The 23,452-nt window shown below is 71.5% G+C and carries 22 protein-coding genes; 18 read left to right on the top strand and 4 right to left on the bottom strand.

The genetic code is table 11. The annotated features are described in order from the left end of the window. Positions 1–53: 53 nt before the first annotated feature. Positions 54–581, top strand: coding sequence for a GNAT family N-acetyltransferase (locus AB0I32_RS14475; protein ID WP_357507051.1), 528 nt, complete (start codon positions 54–56; stop codon positions 579–581). A gap of 42 nt (positions 582–623) precedes the next feature. Here AB0I32_RS14475 and AB0I32_RS14470 read toward each other — a convergent pair whose 3' ends face one another. Further along, positions 624–1,253, bottom strand: a complete 630-nt coding sequence (locus AB0I32_RS14470; protein ID WP_357507049.1) for a TetR/AcrR family transcriptional regulator — start codon at positions 1,251–1,253, stop codon at positions 624–626. Positions 1,254–1,381: 128 nt separating this feature from the next. Between AB0I32_RS14470 and AB0I32_RS14465 the strand changes: the two genes are divergently transcribed. Continuing rightward, on the top strand, positions 1,382–1,978 hold the full coding sequence (locus tag AB0I32_RS14465; RefSeq protein ID WP_357507047.1) for a DUF6230 family protein: 597 nt from the start codon (positions 1,382–1,384) through the stop codon (positions 1,976–1,978). Next, positions 1,969–3,678: a DUF6114 domain-containing protein gene (locus AB0I32_RS14460; protein WP_357507045.1), complete on the top strand. Its 1,710-nt coding sequence runs from the start codon at positions 1,969–1,971 to the stop codon at positions 3,676–3,678. Before AB0I32_RS14465 ends, AB0I32_RS14460 begins: the two co-directional genes overlap by 10 nt. 83 nt (positions 3,679–3,761) lie before the next feature. Here AB0I32_RS14460 and AB0I32_RS14455 read toward each other — a convergent pair whose 3' ends face one another. Continuing rightward, complete coding sequence (locus AB0I32_RS14455) at positions 3,762–5,222, bottom strand: isochorismate synthase (protein WP_357507043.1); 1,461 nt, start codon at positions 5,220–5,222, stop codon at positions 3,762–3,764. 127 nt (positions 5,223–5,349) lie between these two features. Between AB0I32_RS14455 and AB0I32_RS14450 the strand changes: the two genes are divergently transcribed. After that, positions 5,350–6,045, top strand: coding sequence for a demethylmenaquinone methyltransferase (locus tag AB0I32_RS14450; protein WP_357507041.1), 696 nt, complete (start codon positions 5,350–5,352; stop codon positions 6,043–6,045). Positions 6,046–6,103: 58 nt separating this feature from the next. Here the strand turns inward: AB0I32_RS14450 and AB0I32_RS14445 are convergent, their stop codons facing one another. Beyond that, complete coding sequence (locus AB0I32_RS14445; protein WP_357507039.1) at positions 6,104–7,804, bottom strand: hypothetical protein; 1,701 nt, start codon at positions 7,802–7,804, stop codon at positions 6,104–6,106. After that, the gene (locus AB0I32_RS14440; protein WP_357507037.1) at positions 7,789–8,595 is read right to left on the bottom strand and encodes an ABC transporter ATP-binding protein; all 807 of its coding nucleotides are present in this window, start codon (positions 8,593–8,595) and stop codon (positions 7,789–7,791) included. Before AB0I32_RS14440 ends, AB0I32_RS14445 begins: the two co-directional genes overlap by 16 nt. A gap of 134 nt (positions 8,596–8,729) precedes the next feature. On the opposite strand from AB0I32_RS14440, the gene AB0I32_RS14435 reads away from it, so the two are divergent. The 14 genes from AB0I32_RS14435 to nuoK all read left to right on the top strand — a co-directional run bounded on the left by AB0I32_RS14435 (position 8,730) and on the right by nuoK (position 23,437). Further along, the gene (locus AB0I32_RS14435) at positions 8,730–9,983 is read left to right on the top strand and encodes a histidine kinase (RefSeq protein WP_357507035.1); all 1,254 of its coding nucleotides are present in this window, start codon (positions 8,730–8,732) and stop codon (positions 9,981–9,983) included. Continuing rightward, positions 9,980–10,705, top strand: a complete 726-nt coding sequence (locus AB0I32_RS14430; protein ID WP_357507033.1) for a response regulator transcription factor — start codon at positions 9,980–9,982, stop codon at positions 10,703–10,705. The genes AB0I32_RS14435 and AB0I32_RS14430 overlap by 4 nt, the downstream gene beginning before the upstream one ends. Before the next feature lie 146 nt (positions 10,706–10,851). Then, positions 10,852–12,159 carry a geranylgeranyl reductase family protein gene (locus AB0I32_RS14425; protein WP_357507031.1) on the top strand — a complete coding sequence of 436 codons (1,308 nt, stop codon included), beginning with the start codon at positions 10,852–10,854 and terminating at the stop codon, positions 12,157–12,159. A gap of 73 nt (positions 12,160–12,232) precedes the next feature. Next, positions 12,233–12,592 carry an NADH-quinone oxidoreductase subunit A gene (locus AB0I32_RS14420; protein ID WP_020016036.1) on the top strand — a complete coding sequence of 120 codons (360 nt, stop codon included), beginning with the start codon at positions 12,233–12,235 and terminating at the stop codon, positions 12,590–12,592. 79 nt (positions 12,593–12,671) lie between these two features. Beyond that, on the top strand, positions 12,672–13,223 hold the full coding sequence (locus AB0I32_RS14415; protein ID WP_357507029.1) for an NADH-quinone oxidoreductase subunit B family protein: 552 nt from the start codon (positions 12,672–12,674) through the stop codon (positions 13,221–13,223). Then, positions 13,220–13,984 (top strand): NADH-quinone oxidoreductase subunit C, encoded by a 765-nt coding sequence (locus AB0I32_RS14410; RefSeq protein WP_357507027.1) that lies wholly within the window; start codon positions 13,220–13,222, stop codon positions 13,982–13,984. Before AB0I32_RS14415 ends, AB0I32_RS14410 begins: the two co-directional genes overlap by 4 nt. Further along, positions 13,981–15,336, top strand: coding sequence for an NADH-quinone oxidoreductase subunit D (locus tag AB0I32_RS14405; RefSeq protein ID WP_357507026.1), 1,356 nt, complete (start codon positions 13,981–13,983; stop codon positions 15,334–15,336). The genes AB0I32_RS14410 and AB0I32_RS14405 overlap by 4 nt, the downstream gene beginning before the upstream one ends. Continuing rightward, positions 15,333–16,154: an NADH-quinone oxidoreductase subunit NuoE gene (gene nuoE, locus AB0I32_RS14400; RefSeq protein ID WP_357507024.1), complete on the top strand. Its 822-nt coding sequence runs from the start codon at positions 15,333–15,335 to the stop codon at positions 16,152–16,154. Before AB0I32_RS14405 ends, nuoE begins: the two co-directional genes overlap by 4 nt. Positions 16,155–16,159: 5 nt before the next feature. Continuing rightward, positions 16,160–17,509 carry an NADH-quinone oxidoreductase subunit NuoF gene (nuoF, locus tag AB0I32_RS14395; protein WP_357507126.1) on the top strand — a complete coding sequence of 450 codons (1,350 nt, stop codon included), beginning with the start codon at positions 16,160–16,162 and terminating at the stop codon, positions 17,507–17,509. Next, the gene (locus AB0I32_RS14390) at positions 17,506–20,112 is read left to right on the top strand and encodes an NADH-quinone oxidoreductase subunit G (RefSeq protein ID WP_357507022.1); all 2,607 of its coding nucleotides are present in this window, start codon (positions 17,506–17,508) and stop codon (positions 20,110–20,112) included. Before nuoF ends, AB0I32_RS14390 begins: the two co-directional genes overlap by 4 nt. Then, complete coding sequence (gene nuoH, locus AB0I32_RS14385; RefSeq protein ID WP_357507020.1) at positions 20,109–21,419, top strand: NADH-quinone oxidoreductase subunit NuoH; 1,311 nt, start codon at positions 20,109–20,111, stop codon at positions 21,417–21,419. The genes AB0I32_RS14390 and nuoH overlap by 4 nt, the downstream gene beginning before the upstream one ends. Positions 21,420–21,468: 49 nt before the next feature. After that, positions 21,469–22,296 (top strand): NADH-quinone oxidoreductase subunit NuoI, encoded by an 828-nt coding sequence (nuoI, locus tag AB0I32_RS14380; protein ID WP_357507124.1) that lies wholly within the window; start codon positions 21,469–21,471, stop codon positions 22,294–22,296. Next, a complete protein-coding gene (locus AB0I32_RS14375) occupies positions 22,293–23,138 on the top strand; it encodes an NADH-quinone oxidoreductase subunit J (protein WP_357507018.1) in 846 nt (281 codons plus the stop codon). Before nuoI ends, AB0I32_RS14375 begins: the two co-directional genes overlap by 4 nt. Then, on the top strand, positions 23,138–23,437 hold the full coding sequence (gene nuoK, locus AB0I32_RS14370; RefSeq protein ID WP_116673522.1) for an NADH-quinone oxidoreductase subunit NuoK: 300 nt from the start codon (positions 23,138–23,140) through the stop codon (positions 23,435–23,437). The genes AB0I32_RS14375 and nuoK overlap by 1 nt, the downstream gene beginning before the upstream one ends. Positions 23,438–23,452: the final 15 nt, after the last annotated feature.

The following is a 23,452-nucleotide window of genomic DNA, read 5'->3' as shown; positions in this document are numbered from 1 at the left end:
GCGTATTCGCGTTCAGCGGGTGAACTCGGCTGGTCCGGTCTAAATTAGGCCGCGTGTCTGGGACGTTTACCGTGGTCAGGACGCTTGGCCGATCGGATGCCGCGCACGACATCCTCGGGGAGCTGCCGGAATGGTTCGGCATCGACCGGTTCACGCACGAGTACGTCGAGGCGGCGGCCAAGTTCCCCAACTATGTGGCGGTCGCCGCGCCCGAAGCCGCGCCTCCCGGAGCCCCGGCGCCCGCGATCGAGGCCGACGGCGGCAAGATCCCGTCCGAGGACGTGCTCGGCGTGCTGCTCGTCGACCAGCGATACCCGACGTCGGCGGAGGTGCACCTGCTCGCCGTCCGGCGCAAGCACCACCGCGGGGGCATCGGGCGCACCCTCATGCGGCGGGTGGAGGACGACCTCAGGGCCCAGGGTGTGCGCCTGCTGAGCGTGAAGACGTTCGGGCCTTCGGCGTCCGACCCGGACTTCGACCGGACCCGCGCCTTCTACACCGCCTGCGGTTTCCACCCGGTCGAGGAGTTTCCCGACCTCTGGGCCGACAACCCCTGCATGCTCATGGTCAAGGCGCTCTGACGGGAGCGCCCCGGGTGCACCCCGGCCGGGGTGCCGACGACGTCAGCGTGCCGACGGCACCCCGAACAGCGCCTCCGAGGCGCCGGGCACGACGGCGGCGACCACGCCGCCGAGGCTGCGCTCGAGGTAGCCGACGAGCTCCTCGTCGCCGAGGTCGGAGTTGATGCCGCCGTCGACCAGCGCCTGCTCGGCGAGGGCCACCCAGGAACGGACCGCGATGCGCAGCAGCTCGGACTCGGGCACTCCCAGCTCCAGGAGGACGGCGAGGGCGCGCTCCGTCTGCTCCCGCCGCGCGTCCTCGATGACCGCGCGAACCTCTTCGTCACCGCTCGCCGCACCACGGACCAGCGAGTAGAAGGTCGGGCCGTGCTCCCGTACGTACGCTACGAGCCGGGTCAGCGTGCTGACCAGGCGCTCGGCCGGCGGAAGCTCCGCGAGGGGCTCGGAGGCGTGCAGCATCGAGTCGCGCGCGCGACGCACTATCTCGTGGTGCAGGCCGTTCTTCGAGCCGAAGTAGTAGTAGACGAGACCCGTCGAGACACCGGCTTCGGCGGCGATCTCCTCGACGGTCACGTCGGCCAGTGGACGGTCCGCAAGAGTGGCCACTCCCAGTGCCACGAGCTGGTTGCGGCGTTCCTCCGGACGAAGTCGGGTGCGACGGGCTGTTGCCATGGTTCGAGCATATCCGGCATGCTTTGCGGCGCTCTCAGCAGACAATTGACGCTTAGTCAGTAATCGCGCTAACGTCGCGAAGGGACGACGGCGTAGTCGTCCTCACATTGGCATCGAGGGGAACACCAATGAAGCTCAGCAAGCTCACGGGGTCGCGCAAGGGGCGCGTGGCTCTGGCAGTCATCCCGGTCGCGATCGCCGCCAGCTTTCTGCTCGGTGGGGTTGCCCAGGGCGCGGTGCCCGTCTCGTTCGCGATCTCCGGCAGCCAGTTCAAGATCGGCGCCGACCAGCTCGTGGGCACCGGCTTCTCGCAGTACGCGGGCGTGGCGACCGCCTCCGACGGCACGGAGCACCCCGCAGCCATCGCGAACATCAAGGACGCGAAGCTCTACAACCTGTGCCAGTCGGTCGTGCAGGACACGCCGCTCGGCAAGGTCGGCCTCCTCATCTCGGCGGGCACCGCCAAGGACAAGCCCGCCCTCGCGACCGACCTGCAGATCGGCATGAACGACCTGTCGGGTACCGCGGTCTTCAAGAACATCCGTATCGGCGTCGACGCCTCCACCGTCAACACGACCAAGAAGGGTGACGCCGGCGACTTCGCCATGGACTCCGACTCGATCGACATCAACGGTCTCCAGCAGGTGTCGTGGAGCACGCAGGCCGCCGTCTTCCAGCTGACGGACCTCAGCCTCAAGATCACGGACGGCACCGAGTGCTTCTGAGTCCGGGTGACGGCCAGGCCGACGCCGGCCGCCCCGGACTTCGCACGAAGCTTGCTGACTGGCGCCGGGACTTCCGTCCCTGGCGCAAGCAGCGGCCGTTCGTCGGGGGTGTGCTGGTAGCGCTCGCTGGTCTCGAGATGCTTCTGTCCGGCCCGATCAAGCTGGACCAGCTCGGGATGAACGTCGTGCTGCAGTTCGGGGTAGAGGGCTCCCAGGCGACGATCCTCCCGCTCGCGCTGATACTGCTGGGGATCCTGTCGATCGCGCAGCCCGTGCACCGGATCTTCTACGGCGTGATCGCGCTGGTGATCTCCGTCTACTCGATCGCCGGGGTGAACCTCGGCGGCTGGGTCGTGGGGTTCCTGCTCGGGGTGGTCGGCGGCGTCGTCGTCGTGTCCTGGGCGCCTCCGGAGGAGGACGCCGAGGCAGCTACGGAGGCCGACGGCACGGAAGACACCGCCGAGCCGCGCGCCGCGGACGACGCAGCGGACGGCGCTCCGGACGCGGACGGCGCGGCGGAGGACGCACCCACCCCTGCGTCGGGCACGGCCGCCACGGCCGCCGCGAAGGTCGGGGACACGAAGGCGGAGGGCGACGGACCGGCGGCCGAGCCCGCCCCGGACACGGAAGCCATCCCGCGCGCGGACTCGCTCAGCACGGCGCTGCGCGCCCTGTCCCAGAAGTCGGCAGCGGTAGCGGTGGCGGGCGCGATGGCGGTCGGCGGCATGAGCATGCCCGCGTCGACGTCGGACGCCCAGACCACGCAGGACGACTCGTTCTGGTGCGTGGTCTTCGGTGCCTGCGACGACGACGCGGCGGACCCGTCGGCCACGCCCACCCCGTCGCCGAGCGATACCGACCCGGGCACCGCGGAGCCGGGCGACGGCGGGACCGACGACCCGGTCGGTGACGCGGTGGACGACGTCACGGGCGGCGGGACCGGCCAGGGCGACGGCGACACCGGGTCGGGCGACCCGGCCGACGGCGACACCGGCGCGGGCGACGACAAGCCCGAGTGCGAGGAGCCGACGCAGGACGGCGCGGTGCCACCCGAGGCGGGGGACAGCGCGCCGTCCGATCCCTGCGGCGAGATCGACCCGCAGGAGACCATCGAGGAGGCGCTGCGGACGGAGCTCGGCACCTGCGTCAAGGTGAGCTTCGGCGGCAGGTACGACCTGAACGTCGACCTGCCGGGGCAGTGCGGGGCCAAGGAGGACGGTTCGGTCTTCTCCCTCCCCGCCGACCTGGAGAGCAGGGACCTGACCATCCCGCTCACCGGCATCAACGGCATCGGCCTGGCGAACGTGCCGGTCAAGGGCGCAGGCGAGCGGCGGGACGCCATCAAGATCTCGGCCGACAAGGTCGTCGTCGACGGCTTCTGGCTCAAGTCGTACGCCTACGACCACGGCACGACGGCGGGCACGGACACCCGGGCCAACTTCGTCTCGCTCGAGGGCGACGCGCACATGTACGTGTCGTCGATCCACGCGAACCTGCCCGACGGGCAGGACCTCCTGGAGGTGGCCACCAAGGTGCTCGAGGGCGCCTCGCTCATCGAGATCCTGCTGACCGCCACGGACGCGCGGATGGGTTTCCTCGGCGCGACCTCGAACGTCCAGGTGTGGGACGGCTTCCGCGAGCAGGTGTGGGGCGACGAGACCGACCCGATCGGCGAGGGCCCGACGGCCGGCACCCCCTGAGGCAGGTCCGCGAGGTAGAGCGCCTGTCCGGGTCTCCCTTGGTGACACCAGGAAGACCCGGACAGGCGCTCTACCTCGCGGACCTACTTCGGCAGGGCGCCTAGCGCGTAGCGCATCGGTTCCAGCTTGGCTTCCGACTCCGCCAGCTCCGCCTGCGGGTCGGACGCCGCGACGATGCCGCAGCCCGCGAACAGGCGGATGTGGTGCCGGTCGGTCGCCGAGATCTCGGCGGACCGCAGGGCGATGCCCCACTCGCCGTCGCCGTCGGCGCCCACCCAGCCCACCGGCCCGGCGTACCGGGCCCGGTCCAGGCCCTCGATCTCCCGGATGAGGCTGCGCGCGGCAGTGGTCGGCGTACCGCAGACGGCGGCGCTCGGGTGCAGCGCGGCCGCCAGGGAGAGCGACGACGGCCGTAGGCCCGACGCCGGGCTCTGGTCGGTCAGCACGCCCGTCACGTCCGTCGCCAGGTGCATGACGTTCGGCAGGTGCAGCACGAACGGCGCCTCCGGCACGTTCATCGACGAGCAGAACGGTTCCAGCGCGGCCGCGACGGAGCGCACCGCGAACTCGTGCTCCTCCAGGTCCTTCGACGAACGGGCGAGCTTGGCGGCGTGCAGCAGGTCGGCGTCGGCGGGGACCTCCGGCGAGCCGGGCCCGTGCTCGCGGCTGATGGTGCCCGCCAGTACGCGCGACGCCACCAGGCCCTTCTCGCTGCGGACCAGGAGCTCCGGCGTCGCACCGACCATGCCGTCCACGCTGAACGCCCAGCAGGCGTCGTACGCGGACGCGAGCCGGCCGAGCAGGTGGCGCGGGTCGACCGGGTGCTCGGCCGTCGCGACGACGTCGCGCGCGAGCACCACCTTCTCCAGCTCACCGGTCTGGATCCGGGCCACGCCCTCGGCGACCACGGCCGGCCAGTCCGCCGCGCCCACCGCGCCGTCGGCCAGGACCACCTTGCCCGGATCGGTGACGGGCTGGTGCGGGTAGGCGGACAGCAGCTCCTCACCCACGGGGGCTGAGCGGTCGCCCACGAGGGAGATGGTGGTCGTCCAGGCCCGGTCACCCTTCCGGCCGACGACGACGCGCGGCACGATCAGCACACCGCTCGCCCGCGCGGGGTCCTCGGACTCGTCGCCCGGGGTGACGTCGTCGAACGCGAAGCTGCCGAACGCGACCAGCCCGCTCCCGGGCAGGGCCACGTCGTCGTGCACGATGGCGCGGTCGAGCACCTGGCGCCAGGCGTCGTCGGCGTCGGCGAAGCGGCCGGGGCCGAACGTCTCGAACCGCAGCGCCTCGCCCCAGCCCACGAGCCCGTCGCCGTGCCGCACCCAGGCGAGCGCGTTGGTGTCGGGGAGGCGGTCGACGAGCGCGGTCGGCGTATCGGGCAGGTCGTCGACCGCGACGGTGCGGACCACGAGCTGGGGACCGCCGGGGGCGCCCCGCGGCAGGTCGTCGGACGGGGACGGCGCATCGGTGACCCAGGTGCCGGACACGGAGAAGCCGGTGGGTGCACCGGGGGTGCGTCCGGCAGGCGAGACGATCATCTTCCTCAGGATAGGTCGGAGGACGGATCGACCCCACATCCCGTGGGAGACGTCACACAGGGCGGGGTGGCCGGACGGCCGGGCCGGGATGCCGCCGCGCCGTCCGGGGTCGTGAAACGATGGCGGCATGTCCCGCGCAAGCCTGGAAAAGAAGCCGGCCGAGGTCGCGTCGATGTTCGACGGGATCGCCGCCCGCTACGACCTGACGAACGACCTGATCTCCCTGGGCCAGGACCGGCGCTGGCGCCGTCTCACGGTCGACGCGGTCGCCGCGATGCCCGGCGAGCGGGTGCTCGACCTTGCCGCTGGCACCGGGACCAGCAGCGAACCCTTTGCCGCCGACGGCGCGTTCGTGGTCCCGTCCGACTTCTCGATCGGCATGCTGCAGGTCGGGAAGGAGCGCCGGCCGGACCTGCCGTTCGTCGCGGGGGACGCGATGCGACTACCGTTCGCCGACGCGTCCTTCGACGCGGTGACCATCAGCTTCGGTCTGCGGAACGTGGCGGACACGGACGTGGCGCTGCGCGAGATGCTGCGTGTCGTCCGGCCCGGTGGCCGCGTGGTGATCTGCGAGTTCTCCACGCCCACGTGGAAGCCGTTCCGGGTGGTCTACCAGGAGTACCTGATGCGCGCGCTGCCGGTGGTGGCGAACCTCGTGACCCGCGAGAAGGGCTCGTACGACTACCTGGCGGAGTCCATCCGCACCTGGCACACCCAGGTCGAGCTGGCCCACCTGCTGCTCGAGGCCGGCTGGGAGCACGCGGCCTACCGCAACGTCTCCGGCGGCATCGTCGCGCTGCACCGGGCGGTCCGCCCGGCGTGACGGCGTGACGGTCCGATGGCGACGGCGGGTGGCCGGCTGAGGCCCCCGCCGTCGCTCGTCAGCGTGCCGCGGAGCGGGCGACCCGGTCCGCCCGCTCCTTCTGCTTGCGCGCCTTGGCCTCCTGCTCGCCCTTGAGCGTGGCGGACTCGAACCAGTCGAGCGCACCAGAGGTGCTGGTCTCGCGGAACACCTGGCCGTACCGGATGCGGCTGAACAGGTCCGGCAGCCGATCGGTCAGGTAGCCGATCGCTGTCCGGCCGAGCAGCCACGCGGCGCCGAAGCCGTTGCCCAGGCCGACAGCGACCATGAGCGTCGCCAGCCACGCGGACGGCGCCGCCGCGTAGGCGACGATCATCCCGACGGTCGGTGCGGTGCCGACCGCGATCAGCAACATCACTATCCACACGTGGAACGTGATGTTCCCTACCGCGTCGTTGGGCCCGACCCGCTGCCGTGGGTCGACTCCGGGCGACACCCCCACGGCGGCGACGACCACGGCGGCGCCGGAGGCCGCCCCGAACAGGGCGGGGGTCGCCGCGAGCAGGACGGGTACCGCCCACCAGGCCTGGCTGAGCACCACGAAGGCCGCCGTCACGACCAGCACCTTGGGCAGGAACGTGAGCACGGCGCCCCACTGGCGACCGTGTACGTCCGCCCGGACCGATGTCTCGTCCTGCCCGACGACGTCGAGCCACACCGCACTGCCGTCCTGGCCGTACATCGTGCAGGCCGAGATGCCGAGCATGAACGCGACGATCAGGCCGGAGAACGCCGCGATGCCCCGCAGTTCATCGCTGGTCAGCGCGAGAGCGCCGATGAGGATGCCCGTCCAGACACCGGACTGCACCTCCAGCAGACGCCAGCCGTCGCGGCTCCACTGACGCACCTCCTTGGCGATCACGGCGCCCGTCTGCGTGCGGGGCAGGAACCCGCCGCCGGCGACCAGGCGGGCGGACCGGCGTCGGCCCCGCCGTCGCTGGTCGCGTGGGCGGGTGGACGGAACCAGGAGCGGGACGGTGGCCGCCACGACCGCACCCCCGCACAGCGCGAGGGCGCCGAGCAGGACGAAGGCACCGGCCCAGTCGCCACGCGCGGCACGCTCGACGGCGAGCACCGACCACGACGTGGGACTCATGTCCAGACCCCGCGTCACGGCGCTGTCCGTGATGCCGGTAGCCAGCAGGTCGGGCGTGCGCTGGACGGCGATGCTCACCGGGATCCAGCCTGCGAACATGGCCGCGAACATCAGACCGAACTGGATCCCCGCGATCTCGATCCCGATGCGTGAACCCATCGCCGCACCGAGCAGCCCGTAGACCAGCCGGGACAGCGCGATCACGAGCACCCAGGTCAGCACGGCGCCGGGGACGGCGACGGCGAGCGTCGCAGGGTCCAGGAGGACGGCGTGCACGCCGACGGCGAGGTGTGCCGCGAGCACGATCGCGGCGGCGATGCTCACGTAGACGCTGACGAGGAGCCCGCGGCCGAGCGCCCGGCGAGGGATCGGCAGCAGTGCGAACCAGGCCGGGCGCAGCGTGCCGGCGCCGCTCATCAGCACGGGGCCGATGGCCGCGCCGACGCCCCAGAGCAGGAGGGCGAGCGTGAGCATCGTGTGCCGGGCGCCGTCCCCACCGGCGAGCACGGCGGCGGCCCAGGTCGCTGCCACGAGAGCGCCGCCGATCGCCCAGCCCGCCGGGCGCATGCCGACCGCCGTATGGCGCAGGGTGGTCAGCTTGAGCGAGATCAGCTCCCGATCCACGTCAGGTCCTCCTTCGCGAGGTCGGTGGTGCCGACGAGCTCGACGAACCGGTCCTCGAGGGTGCCGGCGCCGCGCACCTCGTCCAGGGTGCCGTCGGCGAGGACCTGGCCCCTGGCGATGATCGCCACGCGGTCGCACAGCTGCTCGACGAGGCTCATGACGTGGCTCGAGATGATGACGGAGCCGCCGGAGTCGGTGAACCGGCGCAGGATGGCGGTGAGCACCCGCGCGGAGACCGGGTCCACCGCCTCGTACGGCTCGTCCAGCACCAGGAGGCGCGGCGAGTGCAGCAGCGCGGTCGCCAGGCCGATCTTCTTGCGCATGCCCGTCGAGTACTCGCCCACGAGCGTGCCGAGCGCTTCCGCCTCCTCCAGCTCCAGGATGCGCAGCAGCTCGGCCGTGCGGTCCGCGACCGTCTGCGCGGGGAGCTTTCGGAACCGCCCCCAGTACGTGAGCAGCTCACCACCGGTCAGTCGCTCGGGCAGCGCGAGCCCGTCGGGGAGCACACCGAGCAGACGCTTGGCCTCGGTCGGGTCGGCCCATACGTCGACGCCGTGCACGAGCGCCCGGCCGGCGCTCGGTCGCAGCAGGCCGACCGCCATCGAGAGGGCGGTGGTCTTGCCCGCGCCGTTGGGGCCGACGAGGCCGAAGAACGACCCGGGCGGTACCCGGAGGTCGATGCTGTCCACAGCGACCTTGTCGGCGAACTCACGTCGGAGTCCGTCCAGCTCGAGTGCGGGAACCGCGCCGGACGGTGGCGCGCTGTCCAGGCCTGAGGGTTCTGAGGTCATGTCTGCAGCCTGCTGCCCGATGGCGGTGCGCGCATCGGCTGATCGGCCAGTTCTCGGTGCGGCAGGACTGGCCGATCGGCCAGACCTGTCACGATCCGTGGCCGCGCCCGGCGGCGGGTAACTATCCTCGACGCATGGTCAGCGCGGCACTCCCGGTCGAGGGCGGACGGCGGTCCGTGCTCGCCGGGCTGAGCCCGCTGCACGTCCGGCGGAGCCGGGTCCAGTGGCTCGTCGACTGCCTGCTGTTCGCCTTCGCGCTGCTCATCTGGGCGTCGTACTGGGACCCGGTGCGGGACGGGACCGCTGGGGTACCTGACTGGTTCCTGCCCTGGGACTTCGCCATGGGCATCGCGACCTGCTGTGCGCTCTGGTGGAGCCGCAGCCACCCCTTGGCCGTAGGTCTGGTGGTTTTCGTGCCCGCGGCGCTGTCGGCGAGTGCGGCGTTCGCGGTGGTCGTCGTCATCTACCGGATGGCGGCCCATCTGCGTCCGAAGGTGTCGGTGCCGTTGGTCGGCGCGTACCTCGCGGCCGCCATCCCGTATCACGCGCTGTTCCCGGTCCCGGGCGTCGACTGGACGTCGTGGCTGATCGTGATCTCGCTCCTGCACCTGCTGGCGCTCAGCTTCGGGCTGCTCACCCGCTCGCGGCGTCTCGTGCTGGAGGGTCTGCGTGCCGACGCGGCGCGCGAGCGCCGGGAGTCGGCGTCCCGGCTCGAGGGCGTGCGCCGGGCCGAGCGCGAGCGCATCGCCCGTGAGATGCACGACGTGCTGGCGCACCGGGTCTCGTTGCTCTCCGTGCACGCCGGGGCGCTGGAGTACCGCACGGCGGGTGACGCGCCGCCGACGCTCGACGAGGTCCGCGCCGCCGCTGCCGTGATCCGGCAGAACGCGCACCTGGCCGTCGAGGAGCTGCGGCAGGTACTGGTCGTGCTGCGGGACCCTGCGGCGAACGGCCCTGCGTCCGAGGTGGTGCCCACATCCCCGCCCGAGCCTCCGCAGCCGCTGCTCCGGGACGTCTCCCGGCTGGTGGACGAGGCACGGGGCGCCGGACAGCGGGTCACCGCCCGGCTGGAGCTGGAGCCGCTCGCCGACCTTCCCGACAATGTCCAGCGCACGGTCTACCGGACCGTGCAGGAGGGGCTGACGAATGCGCGCAAGCACGCTGTGGGTGCCGTCGTGACCGTGGACGTGGGCCTGGTGGACGGGCAGGTGTGCGTAGCGGTGGCCAACCCGCTGCCCGTCGGAGTGACCGCCAGCGAGGTTCCCGGCGTGGGTGCCGGGCTGATCGGCCTGGCCGAGCGGGTGCGGCTGGACGGCGGCAGCTTCGAGTACGGCGTCCACGACGGGGAGTTCCGCCTGTCCGCTCACCTGCCGAGGGAGCGGACATGACACCGGTCCGTCTGGTTCTGGTGGACGACGACCCGCTGGTCCTGCAGGGTCTGCGTCTGATGCTCACCGGAGCGCCAGGCATCGACGTGGTCGGGGACGCGGACGACGGTGACCGGCTGGTCGACGTGGTCCGGGAAGCGGAGCCCGACGTCGTGCTGCTGGACCTCCGCATGCCGCGGCTCGACGGCGTCGCCGCGCTGCGTGCCCTGCGGGCGGCGCCGGACGTCCCGCAGCCCGAAGTGATCGTCCTGACCACGTTCGACACGGAACCCGTGGTCCTCGACGCCCTGCGCGCGGGGGCGTCGGGGTTTCTGCTCAAGCACACACCGCCGGCGGACATCGTCCGGGCGATCCGTGCGGCGGCCGACGGAGAGCCGACCGTCTCGCCCACCGTGCTGCGGCGGTTGATCGACCACGTGGCCGACACGCCAGGGGGCACCGGAGCCGGCCGGACGGGGCCGGGTGGCTCAGGGACGAGCGCGGCGGCGGAGGACGGCCTCGCGGCTCTCACCGACCGCGAGCGGCAGGTCGCGGGTGCCGTCGCGGACGGTCTCGGCAATGCCGAGATCGCCCGTCGGCTGTACCTCTCGCACGGTTCGGTGAAGGCGCACATCTCGAGCGCCCTGACCAAGCTCGACCTGGAGAACCGCACGCAGCTCGCGATCGCCGCGCACACGGCGGGAGTCGTCGGCCCACGACCCTCGGCACCGCCTGCAAAGTAAGGGGAACCTTCCTACACAATCCCCCCTAAGTGTGGCTAGGGTGTCGGTGTTGTGACAGGGTTCACAAGGGCTTGTCACGAAGCCCGGTCGAACCCCGCACAGCGAGGTCAGCAACGACCAGCTGCGGGTTCCCAACGGGGGTGAACGTGCGAACTGCAAGACGCGACGACGCGGATGTCATCGTGGTGGGCGCCGGTCCGGCCGGCTCGTCCACCGCGCACTGGTGCGCAGCCGCGGGTCTTGACGTCCTGCTCCTGGAAAAGGGCGAGTTTCCGCGGGACAAGATCTGCGGCGACGGCCTGACGCCGCGTGCCGTGGCCGAGCTGGTCCGCATGGGCGTCCCCACCCGCGAGGAGGACGGCTGGATCCGCAACCGCGGCCTGCGCGTCCACGGCGGCGGCCGCTCCTACGAGCTCGACTGGCCCACTCTCACGACCTACCCGGGCTACGGCATGGCCAAGTCGCGGATGACGCTGGACCACACCCTGGCCCAGCACGCCCAGGCCAGTGGCGCCAAGCTCCTGCAGCGCACCAAGGTCACCGGCCCGCTCCGGGACGACGACGGCGGCCGCGTGGTCGGCGTGACCGTCCAGTCGCTCGACGCCCGCGGCCGCGCGGAGGGCCCCGTCAAGGAGCTGCGCGCCCCCGTCGTGGTGGCCGCCGACGGCGTCAGCTCACGCTTCTCGCTCGCGATCGGGCGGGAGCGCCGCGACGACCGGCCCATGGGGACCGCCGTCCGCGCCTACTACCGCACCCCGCGCCATGACGACCCGTTCATGGAGTCGCACCTCGAGCTGTGGGACGGCGAGCCGGGCAAGAGCGACCTGCTGCCGGGCTACGGCTGGATCTTCCCGCTCGGCGACGGCACGGTGAACGTCGGCCTCGGCAGCGTGCACTCCACGCCCGCGCGCCAGTCGAAGGCGGGCATCGACTACCGGCGTCTGATGGAGACCTGGCTGGAGAAGAGCGCGCCGGAGGGCTGGGACCTGGTGCACGAGCCCGAACGAGGCCCGATCCGCGGCGCGGCGCTGCCCATGGGCTACAACCGCGGCCCCCTGTACGCGGACGGCGTGCTCCTCGCCGGCGACTCCGCCGGCATGGTGAGCCCGTTCAACGGCGAGGGCATCGCCTACGGGCTGCAGGCCGGCCGGGTCGCCGCCGAGGCGATCAGCCAGGCGCGCCACAAGAGCACCGACACGGCCCGCGAGGCCACGCTCGGCACCTACGCGGACCGCATGCGCGACGACCTCGGCGGCTACTACACGCTGGGCCGATGGTTCGTGCGGCTCATCGAGCACCCGGAGATCATGCGGCTCTGCGTCCGCCACGGGCTGCCCCGCAAGGTGGTCATGCAGTTCACGCTCAAGCTCCTGTCCGACTGCTACGAACCGCAGGGCGGCGACTGGGTCGACCGCGTCATCGCGGGTCTGACGAGGGTGGTCCCCCGCTCATGAGCAGTCCCACGCAGAGCGGTCCCACGCAGCGCATCACGCATCCGAAGGGCACGTCGTCCACGAAGGGCACAGCATGAACCCCTACGTACCGATCCTGATCCTCATGGCGATCGGCGCCGTCCTGGCGCTCGGTGGTGTCGCCGCGAGCGCGATCATCGGTCCCAAGCGTTACAACCGCGCCAAGCTCGACTCGTACGAGTGCGGCATCGAGCCGACGCCGCACGCCGTGGGCGGCGGGCGGCTGCCGATCAAGTACTACCTGGTGGCGATGACATTCATCGTCTTCGACATCGAGGTCGTCTTCCTCTACCCGTGGGCCGTGGACTTCACGACGCTCGCGACGTTCGGGCTGGTGGCGATGCTGGCGTTCCTGGCGCTGATCACCGTGCCGTTCGTCTACGAGTGGCGCCGTGGGGGTTTCGACTGGGTCTGAGGCAGTAGACGACTTCATGCACGGCGCCTGACGGCGTCGTGCGGCGACGCCGGGCGGGTCCCGGCAGCAAGGAGGAGACATGGGTGTCGAGGAAGCGCCGTCAGGTTTCCTGCTGACGACGATCGAGGATCTCGCCGGGTACCTGCGCAAGGCTTCGCTGTGGCCGGTCACGTTCGGTCTGGCCTGCTGCGCCATCGAGATGATGGCGGCGGGTGCGTCGCGGTTCGACCTCTCGCGGTTCGGCATGGAGGTCTTCCGTGCGTCGCCGCGGCAGGCCGACCTGATGATCGTGGCGGGACGCGTGAGCCAGAAGATGGCCCCGGTGGTGCGCCAGGTGTACGACCAGATGAGCGAGCCCAAGTGGGTGCTCTCGATGGGCGTGTGCGCGTCGTCGGGCGGGATGTTCAACAACTACGCGATCGTGCAGGGCGTCGACCACGTGGTCCCCGTCGACATCTACCTGCCCGGCTGCCCGCCGCGGCCGGAGATGCTGATCAACGCGATCCTCGGGCTGCACGACCAGATCCAGAAGGCGCCGCTCGGCGTGAACCGCATCGAGGCCGCTCGGGCCGCCGAGGCGGCCGCCATGGAGGCCACGCCGACCTTCGAGATGAAGGGTCTGCTGCGATGAGCGACGTCACGCCCGGCGGCGACCAGAAGGCGGTGGCCGAGACGGTCCAGCCGCCGGAGGGCGCCGCCACGCTCGAGCTCGTCGAGGTCAAGCGCGGCATGTTCGGCGCGGACGGCTCGGGCGACACGTCCGGCTACGGCGGCCTCGTGACGCCGGTCGCGATGCCCGCGGCGTCGGCCCGGCCGTACGGGAGCTGGTTCGACCAGGTGGTCGACGTCCTGACCGAGGTGCTGACCGACGCCGGCGTGGCGCCGGAGCAGGCGATCGAGAAGGTCGTCGTGGACCTGCACGGCGCCGCGAGCGCCGACGCCCAGCAGGCGGAGCTGACCATCAACGTGGCCCGTGAGCACGTCGTCGCCGTCTGCCAGGCGCTGCGTGACGACCAGGACCTGCGGTTCGAGCTGTCGCTCGGCGTGAGCGGTGTGCACTACCCGCACGACGCCGGCCGGGAGCTGCACGCGGTCTACCACCTGGCCTCGATCACGCACTCGCGCCGCCTGCGGCTCGAGGTCGCCGCACCGGACGACGACCCGCACATCCCGTCGACCACGTCCGTGTACCCGTCCAACGACTGGCACGAGCGCGAGACGTTCGACTTCTTCGGGATCGTCTTCGACGGTCACCCCGCCCTGACCCGCATCGAGATGCCGGACGACTGGGTGGGCCACCCGCAGCGCAAGGACTACCCGCTCGGCGGCATCCCCGTCGAGTACAAGGGGGCCACCGTGCCCCCGCCGGACACGAGGAGGAGCTACTCATGAGCGCTCCCACTGCTGCTCCGCACGCCACCCGGCCGGCGGGCAACGATGACATGTCGTCAACGGTCCGCGCCTTCGAGGCCTATGGCGACGGCGACTGGGACGACATCGCGCGCGAGGCGATCGGCGAGGAGCGGATCGTCGTCAACATGGGTCCGCAGCACCCGTCGACGCACGGTGTGCTGCGCCTGATGCTGGAGATCGACGGCGAGACCGTCACCGAGGCCCGCGCCGGCATCGGCTACCTGCACACGGGCATCGAGAAGAACATGGAGTTCCGGACGTGGACGCAGGGCACCACGTTCTGCACCCGCATGGACTACGTGGCGCCCCTGTTCCAGGAGGCCGCGTACTGCCTGGCGGTGGAGAAGCTCCTCGGCATCACGGACGACGTGCCCGAGCGCGCCTCGGTGATCCGGGTCCTGATGATGGAGCTCAACCGGATCTCCTCCCACCTGGTCTGTCTCGGCACCGGCGGCAACGAGATGGGCGCCACCACCGTGATGACCGTCGGGTTCACCGCCCGCGAGGAGATCCTGCGGCTGTTCGAGGCGGTCACCGGCCTGCGCATGAACCACGCGTACATCCGTCCCGGCGGGGTCGCGGTGGACACGCCGGAGGGCTTCACCACCCAGGCCCGCGAGGCGCTGGTGAAGGTGCGCGGCTACCTCAAGCAGCTGACCGAACTCATGCTCGCCAACCCGATCTTCAAGGCGCGCCTGACCGACGTCGGCGTCCTGAACCTGACCGGGTGCATGGCGCTCGCGATCACCGGTCCCGTGCTGCGCTCCACCGGGCTGCCGTACGACGTCCGCAAGGACAACCCGTACTGCGGCTACGAGACGTACGACTTCGACGTCCCGACCGCGAAGGGTGCCGACTGCTACGACCGCGTGGTGCTCCGCGTCGAGGAGTGCTACCAGTCGCTCAAGATCGTCGAGCAGGCGCTGGAGCGGCTCGACCGCACGGAGGGCGAGCCGGTCATGGTGGCCGACAAGAAGATCGCCTGGCCCGCCCAGCTCGCCGTCGGCGGCGACGGCCAGGGCAACTCGCTGGAGCACATCAAGAAGATCATGGGCACCTCCATGGAGGCCCTGATCCACCACTTCAAGCTGGTCACGGAGGGCTTCCGCGTCCCCGTCGGCCAGGCCTGGCAGACCGTGGAGCACCCGCGCGGTGAGCTCGGCGTGCACGTCGTGTCCGACGGCGGCACCCGGCCCTACCGCGCGCACTTCCGCGACCCCTCGTTCAACAACCTCCAGGGCGTGTCCGTGATGTGCGAGGGCGGCCAGGTGGCCGACGTCGTCGTCGCCGTCGCCTCCCTGGACCCCGTGCTGGGAGGTGTGGACCGATGACCGTAGAGCCGGTAGAGACGCCCACGACGAAGACCCGCTACTCCGCCGAGACCCTGGCCACGCTGACCGCCGACGCCACGGCGATCATGGCGCGGTACCCGGACCCCCGCTCGGGCCTGCTGCCGATGCTGCACCTCGTGCAGTCGATCGACGGCTACGTGAGCCGGGACGGCATCCTGTTCTGCGCCGAGATGCTCGGCATCACGGCCGCCGAGGTCTCTGCCGTCGCGACCTTCTACACCCAGTACAAGCGCCACCCCAACGGCACCTACACCGTGGGCGTGTGCACCAACACGCTGTGCGCGGTGATGGGCGGCGACGCCATCTTCGACGAGCTGAGCGAGCACCTCGGCGTCGGCCACGACGAGACCACCGACGACGGCGCGATCACGCTCGAACGCGTCGAGTGCAACGCGGCCTGCGACTACGCGCCGGTCGTGATGGTCAACTGGGAGTTCTTCGACAACCAGACGCCCGAGTCGGCGACGGCGCTCGCGGACAGGCTGCGCCTCGGCGAGGACGTCGTGCCCACCCGCGGTGCCGCGTCGGTGTGCTCGTTCAAGCAGATGAGCCGGGTCCTTGCGGGGTTCAACGACGGCCGCGCCGACGAGGGTGTCGGCGCGGGCGCGCCGACCCTTGCCGGCCTGCGGATCGCCCGCGAGAACGACTGGCGGGCGCCGGACGGTGCCCCCGAGACGGCCGACCGGCCGGGCGAGACCATCACCGGCGAGCCGGGCTCGTCGGCCGAGCGCGAACCCGTGACGCCGTCGGACACCCAGGTCGGCAAGGACAAGAAGCCAGGGGAGGGCGCGAAGTGACTTCCATCGCGACGCTGACACCGGTACTCACCGACACGTGGGACAAGGACCGCTCCTGGCGCCTGGCCACCTATGAGCGCGCAGGCGGCTACGCGGGCCTCAAGAAGGCCCTGAGGACCGCGCCCGCGGACATCGTGCAGGCGGTCAAGGACTCGGGCCTGCGTGGCCGCGGCGGCGCCGGCTTCCCCACGGGCATGAAGTGGGGCTTCCTGCCTCAGCCCGACGGCGGTCCGCGCTACCTGGTCGTCAATGCCGACGAGTCCGAGCCGGGCACCTGCAAGGACATCCCGCTCATGCTCGCCAGCCCGCAGCACCTGATCGAGGGCGTTGCGATCACCAGCTACGCGATCGGCTGCGACCACGCGTTCATCTACGTGCGCGGCGAGGTGCTGCACGTCTACCGCCGGCTGCTGAACGCCGTCGAGGAGGCGTACAAGGCGGGCTACCTGGGCAAGAACATCCAGGGCTCGGGCTTCAACCTCGACGTCACCGTGCACGCGGGGGCCGGCGCCTACATCTGCGGCGAGGAGACGGCGCTGCTCGACTCGCTCGAGGGCCTGCGCGGCCAGCCGCGGCTCAAGCCGCCGTTCCCCGCCGTCGCCGGCCTGTACGCGCGGCCAACGGTGGTGAACAACGTGGAGTCCATCGCCTCCGTTCCTGCCATCGTGGCGAGGGGCGCCGACTGGTTCTCCGCCATGGGCACCGAGAAGTCCCAGGGGCACGGCCTGTTCTCCCTGTCGGGGCACGTCACCACGCCCGGCCAGTACGAGGCGCCGCTCGGCATCACGCTGCGCGAGCTGCTCGACCTGGCGGGCGGCGTCCGCGAGGGGCACGAGCTGAAGTTCTGGACCCCCGGCGGGTCGTCGACGCCGATCTTCACCGCCGAGCACCTCGACGTCCCGCTCGACTACGAGTCGGTGGGCGCAGCGGGGTCGATGCTCGGCACGCGCGCGCTGCAGATCTTCGACGAGACGGTGTGCGTGGTCCGGGCGACGAGCCGGTGGACCGACTTCTACGCGCACGAGTCGTGCGGCAAGTGCACCCCGTGCCGTGAGGGCACCTACTGGCTCAAGCAGGTACTGCACCGCATCGAGGCGGGCGAGGGCCAGGACGGCGACCTCGAGCTGCTGCTCGACCTGTGCGACAACATCCTGGGCAAGGCGTTCTGTGCGCTGGGCGACGGCGCCGTCTCGCCGATCACCTCCAGCATCAAGCTGTTCCGCGAGGAGTACCAGGCACACATCGACGGCCACGGCTGCCCGTTCGACCCGAGCGCCTCGGCACTCTTCCCCTACACCCCCAAGACACGGACAGCGGCGGCCCTCGCGGGCGCCGGCGCCGGAGGTCACCGATGACCGTCACCACGAACAACCCGAAGACCGAGGCCGTACCGGCAGACCTGGTCACCTTCACCATCGACGGCACGGAGGTCAGCGTCCCGAAGGGCACGCTGATCATCCGGGCCGCCGAGCAGGCAGGGATCCAGATCCCGCGGTTCTGCGACCACCCGCTCCTGGCGCCCGCCGGGGCCTGCCGGCAGTGCCTCGTCGAGGTCTCCATGCCGGACCGCGAGGGCAACGTGCGGCCCATGCCGAAGCCGCAGGCCTCGTGCACCATGACCGTCGCGCCCGGCATGGTCGTCAAGACGCAGCACACCTCCGCCGTCGCGGACAAGGCACAGCAGGGGGTCATGGAGCTCCTGCTCATGAACCACCCGCTGGACTGCCCGGTGTGCGACAAGGGCGGCGAGTGCCCCCTGCAGAACCAGGCGATGTCGAACGGCCGCACCGACACACGGTTCGTGGACGTCAAGCGCACCTTCCCCAAGCCGATCGCCCTGTCGACGCAGATCCTGCTCGACCGGGAACGCTGCGTGCTGTGCCAGCGCTGCACCCGGTTCAGCGAGGAGATCGCCGGCGACGCGTTCATCGCGCTGCAGGACCGCGGCGCGCACCAGCAGATCGGCCGGTTCGACGAGGGTGTGCTCGGGTTCGCGGGCGAGCCCGTCGGCCCCGTGGACCGCCCGGTCGGGGAGGCCACCACGGACACCTCCGGGCGGCCGTTCTCCTCCTACTACTCCGGCAACACCGTGCAGATCTGCCCGGTGGGCGCGCTGACCGGGGCGGGCTACCGCTTCCGGTCGCGCCCCTTCGACCTGGTCAGCACCGAGAGCATCGCCGAGCACGACTCCTGCGGCTCCGCGATCCGCATCGACCACCGCCGCGGCCAGGTGCTACGCCGGCTCTCGGGCGAGGACCCGGTGGTCAACGAGGAGTGGATCACCGACAAGGACCGCTTCGCGTTCACCTGGCAGTCGGCAGCCGACCGCATCACCACGCCGCTCGTCCGGGAGGGCGGGAAGCTCCGCCCCGCGTCCTGGGTGGAGGCGCTCGAGGTCGCGGCCGCAGGGCTGGCCAGGGCCAGGCAGAGCGGCGGCGTCGGCGTGCTGCCGGGCGGCCGGCTCACCGTCGAGGACGCCTTCGCCTGGTCGCGCTTCGCCCGCACGGCGCTGGCCACCAACGACGTCGACCAGCGTGCGCGCGTGCACTCCGCCGAGGAGGCCGCGTTCCTTGCCCACGTCGTCGCCGGGTCGGGCGTGGGCGTCACGTTCGGCGACCTCGAGCAGGCGCCCGCTGTGCTGCTCGTCGGCCTGGAGGCCGAGGAGGAAGCGGGCATCACGTTCCTGCGGCTGCGCAAGGGATCGCAGGGGAAGGCAAGGACGAAGGTCTTCTCGATCGCCCCCTACGCCACCCGCGGCCTGACCCGCCTGAACGGCACGCTCCTGCCCGCCGCGCCCGGCACGGAGGCCGAGTGGCTGACCAGCCTCACGACCACCCTGGGCGGCGGACTGTCCCCGGCCGACGCACCGACGTCCGACATCGACACCAGTGCCCTGGCCCAGCCGGGCGCCGTGATCCTCGTGGGCGAACGCCTCGCGGGCTCGCGCGGCGCGTACGCGGCTGCCGTCGGCCTCGCCGAGGCGACGGGCGCGCGGCTCGCGTGGATCCCGCGCCGCGCGGGTGAGCGCGGCGGCGTCGAGGCCGGCCTGCTGCCCGACCTGCTGCCGGGCGGCCGCCCGGTGGCGGACGCCGCAGCACGCGCCCAGGTCGCCGAGGCCTGGGGCGCCGAGGTCCCCGAGACCCCCGGCCGCGACACCGCCGGCATCCTCGCGGCGCTGGCGGACGGCACGCTGGGCGGCGCGATCGTCGGCGGCGTCGAGCTCGCCGACCTGCCCGACCCGGCTGCCGCACGCGCGGCGCTCGACGCGACATCGGCGCGCGGCGGGTTCGTCGTGAGTCTCGAGGTACGCGCCTCGGAGGTGACCGAGCGGGCCGACGTCGTGCTGCCCGTCGCACCGCCCGTCGAGCGTGCGGGCTCGTACTGGAACTGGGAGGGCCGCGTGCGGTCCTTCGGCGCCGCGCTCGAGTCGAGCGCCCTGCCCGACCACCGCGTGCTGCACGTGCTGGCCCAGCACCTGGGTGTGGACCTGCAGGCGGCATCGCCGGCCGAGGCCCACCTCTCCATCGCCATGACGCAGCACAGCGCCTGGACCGGCGACCGTCTGACGGTCCAGGGCGGCGCACCGGCCGCACCGCCCGCCGTCGGCTTCGGGCAGGCGGTGCTCGCCACCTGGCGGCTCCTGCTCGACGCGGGGCGCGGCCAGGACGGCGAGCAGTTCCTCGCCGGCACGGCCAAGCAGGCAGTCGCCCGCATGTCCGCCGCCACCGCGGCGGGCTTCGGTGTGGCCGACGGCGACCGGGTCGCGATCAGCACGAAGCGCGGCGCCGTCGAGGTGCCCGCCGTCGTCACCGACGGGATGGTCGACGGCGTCGTGTGGCTGCCGCTCAACAGTGCCGCGTGCCGCGTGCACGACACGCTCGGCGCGTCGGCCGGCGACCTCGTCACCGTCACGGTGGCCGCCGCCGTCGCGGATCGCTCGGAAGGAACGGCCCGATGAACCCCGTGCTACTGGCCGCGGCCGCACCCGGCGTGAGCGCCGACTTCTCGCAGGAGACCATCTGGGCCTCCATCGTGAAGGCCGTGCTGATCGTGGTGTTCCTGCTGACCAGCGTGCTCTTCGCCATCTGGTTCGAGCGCAAGGTCGTCGCGCGGATGCAGGTGCGCCCAGGACCCAACTGGCACGGGCCGTTCGGCCTGCTGCAGTCGCTCGCTGACGCCATGAAGCTCCTCCTCAAGGAGGACATGACCGTGACCCGGGCGGACCGGTTCGTGTACCTGCTGGCGCCGATGATCTCGGTGTTCTGCTCGCTGCTGGTGTTCGCCGTCATCCCGTTCGGGCCGAGCGTGTCCTTCTTCTGGACCGACTGGACCACCCCGGCGCAGCTCACCGACTTCCCCGTCGCGGTGCTGTACGTGCTGGCCGCCGCGTCGCTCGGCGTCTACGGCATCGTGCTGGGCGGCTGGGCCTCCGGGTCGACCTACCCGCTGCTCGGCGCCGTGCGCTCGACGGCCCAGGTGATCAGCTACGAGCTCGCGATGGGCCTGTCGCTGGTGAGCGTGTTCATCATGGCGGGGTCGATGTCGACGTCGCAGATCGTGGACAGCCAGACGCAGATCTGGTGGTTCATCCCGCTGGCGCCCGCGTTCGTGATCTACGTGATCTCGATGATCGGCGAGACCAACCGCCTGCCGTTCGACCTCCCCGAGGCCGAGGGCGAGCTGGTCTCGGGCTACATGACCGAGTACTCGTCGATGAAGTTCGCCTGGTTCTTCCTGGCGGAGTACATCAACATGCTCAACGTCTCGGCGGTCTGCGTCACGCTGTTCCTGGGCGGCTGGCGCGCGCCGGTGCCCGACGCGTTCCTCGGCGGTGCCCTCAACGAGGGCTGGCTGCCCGTCATCTGGTTCCTCGCGAAGCTCTGGGCAGTCATGTTCTTCTTCGTGTGGGTGCGCGGCACGCTGCTGCGCCTGCGCTACGACCAGTTCATGGTGTTCGGCTGGAAGGTCCTCATCCCGGTCGCGCTCGCCTGGGTGGTCGTGCTCGCCGTCGTGCAGTGGCTGCAGCGCATCCAGGGCGTCACCTACCAGCAGTTCATCCCCGTGATCGTCGGAGGCGCCATCGTCTTCATAGCGGTCATGTGGTTCTGGCCAGAGAAGAAGGAAGCGCCACCGGGCTCGGGCAAGGGCGCCGACACCGAGAAGGCGACGGTCGACGCCTTCGCCGGCGGGTTCCCGGTGCCGCCGCTGCCCGGCGAGAAGCTGCCCCCGTCCAAGCGGTTCGGAAAGGAGGTCCACGGTGAGTGAGCAACAGGACTATCAGCCCCTGCGGCCCCAGCCGGGGCCCATCGGGGAGATGTTCGCCCCCGTCGCGGGCTTCGGCGTGACGCTGTCGTCGATGTTCAAGCCCACGGTCACTGAGCAGTACCCGCGCGAGAAGGTCCCCACCCAGCGCCGGTTCCACGGCCGGCACCAGCTCAACCGGTACGCCGACGGGCTGGAGAAGTGCATCGGCTGCGAGCTGTGCGCGTGGGCGTGCCCGGCGGACGCGATCTACGTGGAGGGCGCGTCCAACGCGGCCCTGCCGCAGAACGCGGGCCTGGACGTCAACGCGGACGACTCCCACGGGGCCCACATGAGCCCCGGCGAGCGGTACGGCGCCGTCTACCAGATCAACTACCTGCGCTGTATCTTCTGCGGGCTGTGCATCGAGGCCTGCCCCACGCGCGCGCTGACGATGACCAACGACTTCGAGCTGGCGGGCAAGACGCGCGCCGGCATGATCTTCGAGAAGCAGGACCTCCTGGCCCCGCTCTCCGAGGGCATGCTGGCCGCGCCGCACCCGATGGTCGAGGGCACCACGGACACGAACTACTACAGCGGTGACGTCCTGGGCCCGACGGCGGCGCAGGTCGACTGGGTCCGCGAGCAGCGGCCCGACGACCCGACGCTGGACGCGGCGGAGGCCGCGGCGACGGGCAAGGCCCCTGCGCCCACACCGAGGCAGCACGAGCTGCGTCCGGACGAGGGCCCTGGCGTCGCCGAGAAGTCGGCCGGTGCGGCGGCCGTCGGTTCCGTGCGGTCCGACGCCGGAGTCGACCCCGCCGAGACCGTCGACCCGTCCGGCGCGCACGCCGGCGCCCACCTGACCGGCGGGCCCCGTGGCACGGAGGTGAACGCGTGACCCCCACCGGCCTCGAGATCTCGGGCGGCGAGACGGTCCTCTTCTGGGCGATCGCGCCCCTCATGGTCCTCGCCGCCCTCGGCCTGCTGTTCGTGAAGCGGGCGGTGCACGCGGCGATGTGCCTCGTGTTCGTCATGGTCAGCATGGCGATCCTGTACATCGCGCAGGAGGCGCCGTTCCTCGGCGTCGTCCAGGTGGTGGTGTACACGGGCGCCGTGATGATGCTGTTCCTGTTCGTGCTGATGCTCGTCGGCGTCGACGCGTCCGACTCGCTCACCGAGACGATCAGGGGCCAGCGCTGGATCGGCCTGCTCATCGGCATCGGCCTGGCGGCGATCCTCGGCGGTGTCGTGGCGAACGCCACGTTCCCGCCCGCCGTCGGCCTGAACGGCGGCGACCCGGGTGGGGTCGCCAACCCGCAGGCGCTGGCACGCGTCCTGTTCGGCGACTACGTGCTGGCCATGGAGGCGGTGGGCGTCCTGCTCGTGACCGCCGCGGTCGGCGCGCTGGTGCTGACGCACCGGCGCCGGCTCACGCCGAAGCAGACGCAGGCCTCGGTGGCCGAGGCACGGATCAAGGCGCTGCCCGACGGCGTGGTCCTCACCCCGCTGCCGCCGCCCGGCGTCTACGCCCGGTCCAACGCCATGGACACGCCGGCGCTCGGCCCGGACGGCGAGCAGGTGCCGCAGTCGGTGTCGCGTGTGCTGCGGATCCGCGGGCAGGAGCGGCCGGCGCCGCACGGCCCGGCGGTGGTGGTCACGACCGGCTCGAACCGCGAGAAGACAGGCTCGACCCGCGGGACGACGGCGAGCGCGACCACCGAGTCGGAGAGGGACGCCTGATGGACATCACCAACTACGTGGTCCTGGCCGCCGTGCTCTTCGCCATCGGGGCGACGACCGTGCTGCTGCGCCGCAACGCGATAGTCGTGTTCATGGGCGTGGAGCTCATGCTCAACGCGACGAACCTCGCGTTCGTCACCTTCGCCAGGCTGCACGGCGACCTGACGGGCCAGGTGCTCGCCTTCTTCGTCATGGTCGTCGCAGCGGCCGAGGTCGTCGTGGGCCTCGCCATCATCGTGACGATATTCCGCACCCGCCGCTCGGCCTCGGTCGACGACGTCAACCTGCTCAAGGGCTGAAGGGTAGACACGTGA

The organism is Promicromonospora sp. NPDC050249 (assembly GCF_040656015.1).
Taxonomy (GTDB): domain Bacteria; phylum Actinomycetota; class Actinomycetes; order Actinomycetales; family Cellulomonadaceae; genus Promicromonospora.
Note: the sequence above shows the minus strand (reverse complement) of the source record. Positions and strands in the feature narration are given on the sequence as shown.

Excerpts from the sequence above, each read along its gene's own strand:
- AB0I32_RS14390 (WP_357507022.1), top strand. The coding sequence starts at position 17,506 with ATGACCGTCACCACGAACAACCCGAAGACCGAGGCCGTACCGGCAGAC.
- AB0I32_RS14415 (WP_357507029.1), top strand. The coding sequence starts at position 12,672 with ATGGGTGTCGAGGAAGCGCCGTCAGGTTTCCTGCTGACGACGATCGAG.
- nuoH (WP_357507020.1), top strand. The coding sequence starts at position 20,109 with ATGAACCCCGTGCTACTGGCCGCGGCCGCACCCGGCGTGAGCGCCGAC.
- nuoK (WP_116673522.1), top strand. The coding sequence starts at position 23,138 with ATGGACATCACCAACTACGTGGTCCTGGCCGCCGTGCTCTTCGCCATC.
- AB0I32_RS14450 (WP_357507041.1), top strand. The coding sequence starts at position 5,350 with ATGTCCCGCGCAAGCCTGGAAAAGAAGCCGGCCGAGGTCGCGTCGATG.
- AB0I32_RS14440 (WP_357507037.1), bottom strand. The coding sequence starts at position 8,595 with ATGACCTCAGAACCCTCAGGCCTGGACAGCGCGCCACCGTCCGGCGCG.
- AB0I32_RS14435 (WP_357507035.1), top strand. The coding sequence starts at position 8,730 with ATGGTCAGCGCGGCACTCCCGGTCGAGGGCGGACGGCGGTCCGTGCTC.
- AB0I32_RS14465 (WP_357507047.1), top strand. The coding sequence starts at position 1,382 with ATGAAGCTCAGCAAGCTCACGGGGTCGCGCAAGGGGCGCGTGGCTCTG.
- AB0I32_RS14410 (WP_357507027.1), top strand. The coding sequence starts at position 13,220 with ATGAGCGACGTCACGCCCGGCGGCGACCAGAAGGCGGTGGCCGAGACG.
- AB0I32_RS14405 (WP_357507026.1), top strand. The coding sequence starts at position 13,981 with ATGAGCGCTCCCACTGCTGCTCCGCACGCCACCCGGCCGGCGGGCAAC.
- AB0I32_RS14470 (WP_357507049.1), bottom strand. The coding sequence starts at position 1,253 with ATGGCAACAGCCCGTCGCACCCGACTTCGTCCGGAGGAACGCCGCAAC.
- AB0I32_RS14455 (WP_357507043.1), bottom strand. The coding sequence starts at position 5,222 with ATGATCGTCTCGCCTGCCGGACGCACCCCCGGTGCACCCACCGGCTTC.
- AB0I32_RS14430 (WP_357507033.1), top strand. The coding sequence starts at position 9,980 with ATGACACCGGTCCGTCTGGTTCTGGTGGACGACGACCCGCTGGTCCTG.
- nuoI (WP_357507124.1), top strand. The coding sequence starts at position 21,469 with ATGTTCGCCCCCGTCGCGGGCTTCGGCGTGACGCTGTCGTCGATGTTC.
- nuoE (WP_357507024.1), top strand. The coding sequence starts at position 15,333 with ATGACCGTAGAGCCGGTAGAGACGCCCACGACGAAGACCCGCTACTCC.
- AB0I32_RS14420 (WP_020016036.1), top strand. The coding sequence starts at position 12,233 with ATGAACCCCTACGTACCGATCCTGATCCTCATGGCGATCGGCGCCGTC.